The organism is Lyngbya sp. CCY1209, from assembly GCF_035615495.1.
Lineage (GTDB): Bacteria > Cyanobacteriota > Cyanobacteriia > Cyanobacteriales > Microcoleaceae > Limnospira.
In genome coordinates this window covers 1-6,923 of the sequence record NZ_JAJENU010000430.1, presented here as the reverse complement: position 1 = coordinate 6,923, position 6,923 = coordinate 1, and the positions used below count along the sequence as shown (strand labels likewise).

At 55.6% G+C, this 6,923-nt stretch carries 7 protein-coding genes; 1 reads left to right on the top strand and 6 read right to left on the bottom strand.

Going from position 1 to position 6,923, the window contains the following annotated elements; genetic code table 11:
• The first annotated feature begins 260 nt into the window (after window positions 1-260).
• On the top strand, window positions 261-893 hold the full coding sequence (locus LKE08_RS13085) for a hypothetical protein (RefSeq protein ID WP_324704674.1): 633 nt from the start codon (window positions 261-263) through the stop codon (window positions 891-893).
• A 15-nt stretch (window positions 894-908) separates the two neighbouring features.
• Here the strand turns inward: LKE08_RS13085 and LKE08_RS13080 are convergent, their stop codons facing one another.
• The 6 genes from LKE08_RS13080 to LKE08_RS13060 form a co-directional block, all read right to left on the bottom strand.
• The gene (locus tag LKE08_RS13080) at window positions 909-1,151 is read right to left on the bottom strand and encodes a type II toxin-antitoxin system HicB family antitoxin (protein ID WP_324704673.1); all 243 of its coding nucleotides are present in this window, start codon (window positions 1,149-1,151) and stop codon (window positions 909-911) included.
• 12 nt (window positions 1,152-1,163) lie between these two features.
• Window positions 1,164-1,349, bottom strand: coding sequence for a type II toxin-antitoxin system HicA family toxin (locus LKE08_RS13075; protein ID WP_324704672.1), 186 nt, complete (start codon window positions 1,347-1,349; stop codon window positions 1,164-1,166).
• Window positions 1,350-1,540: 191 nt separating this feature from the next.
• Window positions 1,541-3,001, bottom strand: a complete 1,461-nt coding sequence (locus LKE08_RS13070) for a DUF4335 domain-containing protein (protein ID WP_324704671.1) — start codon at window positions 2,999-3,001, stop codon at window positions 1,541-1,543.
• Window positions 3,002-3,197: 196 nt separating this feature from the next.
• On the bottom strand, window positions 3,198-3,737 hold the full coding sequence (locus LKE08_RS13065) for a DUF3038 domain-containing protein (RefSeq protein WP_324704670.1): 540 nt from the start codon (window positions 3,735-3,737) through the stop codon (window positions 3,198-3,200).
• 220 nt (window positions 3,738-3,957) lie between these two features.
• Window positions 3,958-4,221, bottom strand: coding sequence for a four helix bundle protein (locus LKE08_RS29295; RefSeq protein ID WP_375341426.1), 264 nt, complete (start codon window positions 4,219-4,221; stop codon window positions 3,958-3,960).
• A gap of 82 nt (window positions 4,222-4,303) precedes the next feature.
• Window positions 4,304-6,709 (bottom strand): endonuclease MutS2, encoded by a 2,406-nt coding sequence (locus LKE08_RS13060; protein ID WP_324704669.1) that lies wholly within the window; start codon window positions 6,707-6,709, stop codon window positions 4,304-4,306.
• Window positions 6,710-6,923: the final 214 nt, after the last annotated feature.

Sequence of the window (6,923 nt, the reverse complement as noted above, 5' to 3'; positions counted from 1 at the left end):
TGGTGGGTTACGGCGCGGATGAAAAGTTGTGGGTTTTTCCGAAAAATTACGGCCGCGCCTAACCCACCCTACTGGACCGACACGGCTAAAAATGTGCTTTCGTGTAGGGTGGGTTAGGCGGCTGAAACCTATGCTGTGAATGCAATATAGCAATCCGCCGTAACCCACCGTTTAAGGTGTATCAGTCCACGACTGAACTAACACAGTAAATAGACGATCGCGTTAGACTAATCTTGAATGTTGAAAAGGGAGTCATGTAGATGAGATTTGCGAGCGATCGCCTGTGGATGACAGTGCTATTATTGATCGTGGGGTGTACGGCTCCGGAAGCCTCCAAACCCGACTCAGGGAACCTTGTAGCCAGTTCTGCTGACACTCCGTTGGCGAGCAATTTATCCCAGAATTTACCCGAACGGAAGACAGAAACCATTTTTGTTGAGGGAGAACCGCAAGAAATGACCCTCAAGCTTTATCAGGAAGACCAGATTCCCGTGGTAACATATTATCCCGAGAATCTCAGTGTCAATAGTGCCTGTAGTCATGAGGGATGTGGGGTGTTTTTTGAGTTGCTTGAAGCTCAAGTTCATGTATTTGTTCCCCCCGCAGACACAACCTTCGAGGAGTTAGAAATGGGAGTGACCGGCGATCGGGGACTGTTGGCAAGTAACGGCTGGCAACAACGAGAATTCAACAATTCACCTTCGTATTCTTGGGAGACAAAGAATATTCAATTTTATGATTCCGAAAAAAATCTTTTAGGTAGCGTGCATCTGGGTGAATCGGAAGGACAGGTTTTCCGCGTTACCGTGGTTTTTCCCGGAGATATGGGAGATGGATTTGCTCCCCGTGCCGATATGATACTCAAGAATCTACAAGTCGGATCGATGAATTAATGGGTAAGCCAATGTTTAACTCTTGATGTTGGCAATAGAAAAACTCACAGTTTCACTGGTTGAGATTGGCTCGGGAATGGGTTGACCACTGCTTTGTAAATCTTCCAGATGGAATAGAATCGCCTCTTGAATTAATTGTAAGGCTTCTTCTTTAGTTTCTCCCACTGCAACACATCCGGGCAAATCGGGGACATAAGCTCCATAACTGGAAGTTCCTTTTTCAATAATAATAGTATAGTTTAATTGTTGATTTTTCATCGCTAGACTCCTTCACTTTAATCCTGCTTGTTTTAAGACACTGTTGAGGGTTCCGGGCGGCATATCGACGTTTAGTTTTCCAGAAACGGTAACTGTACCGGACTTAGTTGAATGGTGAAATTGTCGATGACTTCCCCGCGTCCGTACTTGATACCATCCATCATTTTCTAGAATTTTGATCACCTCTTTGACTTTCATAGTTGAGATTTTACTCTCAGATAGAAATGCACAATTATTGATTTTTCAGAGCGACTTTTAAGACAATTTTGATTGTTAAGATTGGGTCGTCATATTTGAGGGGCGATCGCAAACCGATCGCAAACCGATCGCAAACCGATCGCCCCAATTACTGCGACAACTGACACCAACCGTTGTTGGGCTTTAGCCCCCTATTTCCCACCCCCTTCCAAGAAGGCTTGAACTCGTCCGCTCGGCTCCAATACCACCCGAATTTTGGGCGTTTCACCCTCCTCCGTCGGGGAAACGAACGGCGTTTCTGGCGGGGGAAAATCGATCTGTTCCAACCAATTGACGGATGCCTGTCCGATGGGGGTGATGCTCTGAATCGAACCGTCGGAATTGAGTAAAAAACTGTACTGCAAAATTTTGCTGATATTCTTGGGCGGATACCAATTTTGACGGAAATAATTCCGCACTTCCGCCACCTGGGGAATCTCATCAAATAGGGTGAGTTCCTGAGAGCGATTCGAGGCGATCGCTCTCGGACGCTTATTCATTTGTGCCAAAACTTGCGACTCTTCAGATGCCTCCGGAGTATCCCCATCATCGACATTCGTTTCCGGCGGGGGAACGGCTACGGTAACAGACGGTTCGGCATTTTCCAACGTCGGAAGTTCGATCGCCCCCGGTGCTAACCCGATATTTACCGGAGGAGTCGGGGGGGCGGCGGCGACGGGTGGCGGAGGCGGCGGGGCGGAAGCCACGGGGGGCGGCGCCGGTTGCACGGGTTCGGTGGGAATCACGATCGCCCCATCCGTCCCCTGCATGACACCGGGCATCAGTTCAGGGGGCGGGGGCGACTCGGTAAACAGGGGCGGGGGCACCGCCAAAGGTGCGGTATCGACGGCGGGGAGATCGGGCGCCACTTTCAGATCCAACTCGGGCGGGGGCTGCGGTTCCGTGGGTTCAAAAATCGGGGGCGGCGGGGGCACCAGTTGGGGCGGCGGCAGGGGAGGGGCTTCCGTCTCGGGTTCCTGGGTTGCGGTGAGGGTGCGATCGCGGCGGTAATAATTGCCCAGGTGGATGATGCCGCTGAACAGTCCCACCGTCACGGCGATGGTGAGGGCCGTCTTTAGCCAAGCCGGGGAGGTGCGGGGCCGGGGTTTGTCCGCCGGCAAGGGCTCGACGTCCGCGAAACAGTCGTTGAGGGCGATCGCCAGATCGAACAGTTGCAATACACTCAAATGCACCACGGACTCGCCGGGGTCCGGCGCCAATTCCCCCAAAAATAGGTCGTGGTGGAGGAGTCCGTCCGGTTTGATAGAAAAGTCGGAACAGGGCCTGAAGGTGCCGCCGTTATCCTGGGCGTGGGAGGGGGCGGATTCCGAATCCCCCGTCGCGGCTTCGGAGGCGTCGGGAATGGCGGAGAGGGGGGAGGCGGTGAGAAAATCGCGGATGTAGCCGGAGAGGGTTTGGTGGAGGTTTTGCAGGTGGGTGCGATCGCCCTCGATGCTGACATATCGATCCTCGGACAGTCGGGGATCGTCGAAGGAGAGTTTGAACCGAAAATTCTGCCAAACCCGGGCTTTTCGCCACCGGGTCCACAAGGGCTGGTTGGCGATCAGTTCTAATGTGCAGGTCGGGGGGGTATACTGTCGGGTTGTCAGCATGGCGACTCAGAATTGGGGTGTGGGGTGTGGGAAATTGAACCATTGTGGGGGCAGTGCCTCCGTGCCTGCCCTCCTGACCTAACTAATTGCCTCCTTCCTCAACTGCTGCCGGACAATCCTATAAGGTTGCCTCTTGCCTATTCCCTCTCTGTCGGGAGTCTGCCCGGTCAATCACCGGATCTGACTATGAGCGATTTTAGCTGCGATCGCCCGTTTGCGATCGCTCCAACAGGGCCGACCAACAGCGGTGGGAACCGTCGGGGCCGCTATAAAATAATAGATCGATCAGCAATTTTAGGGCGAAGGGGGTCAACTCCTCCTCGGGTATGGGCGAAGTACGGGGGAAGCGTTCCCGATAGCCTTTGATAAAGGTGTCGAGATAGTCCCGCAATAGAGAAATTTGCCGCAAATCGTCATTTTGCGCTTCCATTTGTTCGACGAGGGCGATCGCGCGGCGGAGTAGGGCCTGGTGGTGTTTTGCCAAATGACAGACGATCAAAACCAGCGACCGCACCCCTTCAATTGTCGGCGTTTTGGCTTGCCACTGTTCGGCAATTTCGGTTTCTAAATTCAAGGTTTTCGCCGTGCGGAGGAGGGTATCGGACGTCACCCCCGCCAAGGCTTCCAACGCCAACACATTTAATGTTAACTCCAAGGCGATGCGATCGAGTTGTTTCGGGGTTAGGTCTGATTCTGGCTTCAGATCCCGCCAGTGAGGAGGAATGCGATCGAACATTGGGTAAGGGTGTAGGGTGTAGGGTGTAGGGTGTGGGGAGAATACAGGTATGAGATAATATCAGATCCAGTTATTTGCCCGCATAATCTCCCCAATCCTCTTAAGAGGATTTTTGCTATAAGAAAAGGGAATTGATTCCCAAGCGGTCTGGATGTTTAAACTGTCGCCTCCGAACTCACCCGCCTTGAAATGAATTTCAAGGCTGATAGCAAAAGTCCACTCAAGTGGACTCGATTCTGATCTGCGGTATTTTCATCACTTTTGCGGTTGCCATACAAACTTCCCAATCATCGACCGATGATTTTTGCTTGTAGGGGCCCCTGGCTTGCGCCCTCGGGAATTGATTGCCAATACGAATTTGGCTGATTATTCCATAGAGTTCTTCTCTCGGAAACGTTTGCGTAATTCGATAACAAGCTTCGGCTAAATTCATCCCTTCTTGCCATGCCCGCAAATCTCGGTAAGATTTTATGAACTCTCCCATCCCTCAATCCCCTTTTTTCTCAACCCAATAAACCCAACCCTACACCCTACACCCTACACCCTACACCCTACACCCTACACCCTCATTTCAAATACGCCACCGTAACACCCGCGCCGCCCTCTTTTTGTTCGGCTAATTCAAACCGTTCTATCTGGGGATGGTGCTTGAGAAACTCGTGGATGCCCTGCCGCAGTTGGCCGGTGCCCTTGCCGTGGATGATCCAGATCGCGCCAAAATCGACCATTTGTCCCAGGAAGCGATCGAGTTCGATTTCGCCTTCCGAAACCCGTTTGCCCCGCAGATCGATTGTATTTTTCGAGGTGCGGACGATGGGGCGTTTGGGGGGCGCCTGTTCGACTTGGGGGGTTTTTTGTCGAGGCGGTGGGGGTTCGACTTTTTGGCCGTCGAGGGATTCGATTTCCGTCAGTCCGACGGTCATTTTCATGATCCCGAACCGGACGGCGAGTTGGTTGTTTTCGTCCGGACCGCTGAGGACTTCAGCCGTTTGGCCGATTTTAGGAATGCGGATACGATCGCCCACTTTCGGCATGAATGAAGGCTTCGGAGGCGGGGCGGACTGTCGCGAGGGCAGGTATTTTTCGGCGATCGCATTTAGGTTGTCGGTGGCTTTCTGGGCGTCCTGGGCTTTGGGTTTGCCCTGTTGCAGGCGCCGGATCACTTTGGCGATCTCGCCTTTGGCCTCCATCAATGTTTCTTGGATCGCCCGTTCCTGGTCCTGTTTCAACCGCCGTTCCCGTTCCTGGAGGGACATCGCCCGTTCCGCGAGTTCCCCGTGCAGCCGTTCGGTTTCCTGCAAAAGTTGGCCGGCGGCGATCGCTTTTGTTTCCTGCTGGCGTCGCTGGGCCTCCAACCCGGCGATCACCTGGTTGACGTCTTCCGACTCGCCCCCGACGTAGGACGCGGCCCGTTGGACAATTTCGCGATCGAGTCCCAGGCGTTCGGCAATGGTGAGGGCGTTGGAACGGCCGGGAATGCCCCACAGCAGGCGATAGGTGGGTTGCATGGAGCCTTCGTCGAATTCCACCGAGGCGTTTTCAAACCGGGGGTCCTGGTATTTGAGGGCCTTGAGTTCGCCGAAGTGGGTGGTGGCCACGGTGAGGCGGGCGCGATCGGCCAATGTGTGCAGAAGTGCGATCGCGAGGGCGGTTCCTTCGGTGGGGTCGGTGCCCGCGCCGATTTCGTCCAAAAGCACCAGGGAGGGGGAAAGGTGGCCCTCCCGGGGTTCGCCGAGGCCCTCCAAAATGCGCCCGATGCGCCGGATGTGGCCGGAGAAGGTGGACAGACTCTGTTCGATGGATTGTTCGTCGCCGATGTCGGCCAAAACCTGCTCGAACCAGGGCAGTTCCACGGGTTCCCGGGCCGGGACGAACAGCCCCACTTTCGCCATCATGGCGGCCAGTCCGATGGTTTTCAGGGTGACGGTTTTGCCGCCGGTGTTGGGTCCGGTGATGGCGACGACCCGGATTTGGGGGTGGATGGCGATGTCGATGGGGACGACTTCCGGGCCCTGTTCGTGCTGCTGCTGCCACACGAGGAGGGGGTGCCGCAGTTGTCGCAGGGTGATGGAATCCTGGGCCGCGTCGCCCTCGATGAAGGTGGGGGGGTTGGCTTCCAACCAGAGGCTATATCTGGCTTTGGCGAGGGCCAGATCGATGGCGGTGGCGATCGCCAAAAGTCGCTCCAGGTCGGGTTTGACGGCGGCGACCTGTTCGCTGAGGGCGCGGCGGATGGCCTCGGCTTCGGCCTGTTCCTGGCGCAGGACTTGCCGCAGTTGGTTATTTAAAGGCACAATCGCCTGGGGCTCGACGTAGACGGTGGCGCCGGTGGTGGAGGCGTCGTGGACGATGCCGGGGATGGCGTCTTTTTGGGGCGCCTTGACGGGGATGACGAAGCGCCCGTCCCGCTGGGTGACGATCTGTTGCTGGACGGCCTGGGCTTTGCGCTGTAAAATCCCCTGGAGGATCTGGTAGATGCGATCGCGTCCGGATCGCAGCCTGGAGCGGATTTCCCCCATTTTGACGCTGGCGCGATCGGTGACGTCCCCCCGTTCGTCGATGCAGCGGTGGATCTCCTGTTCGAGTTCGGGATAGGTCCGCAGTTCGGAGACGAGGGCGCCCAAAACCGGGACGTCGGGCTGGTCGTCGATGACGCGCCGCAGTTGTCGGGCGCCGGAGAGGGTGGTGGCGATGGCGAGAAGTTCTTCGCCGAACAGTATACCCTGGCGATCGGCCCGTTCCAGGGAACCGCCGATGTCTTGGATGCCGTCGAGGGAGAGCCCGCCGACGAGGTTGAGTTCGAGTTGGTAGGCTTCTTTCGTCTGTGCCAACAGGTTCAGCGTCTCGTCCCGGTTCGCCGGAATCTGAAGTTGCCGCGCCGCGACGGCGCCCAATTTCGTCGCCGTGAAGGTGGACAGGTGGCGGCACAACCGCTGCCATTCCAGTAGTTCTAGGGTTTCTGCCTGAATCAAAGCCTCAAAACCTGTTTCTGTAATTTCCGTACTACATATTTTAATGGGAAACTCCCCGATGTCATCTGGCTTTTTGGAGGTCCCGGGGCGATCGGGCCTGGGGGTAGAGCTTTGGGGTGCGATCGGTCTAAAGTCCTGTAGTGGACCGACACGGCTAAAAATGTGCTTTCGTGTAGGGTGGGTTAGGCGGCTGAAACCCAGGCTGTGATGGCAA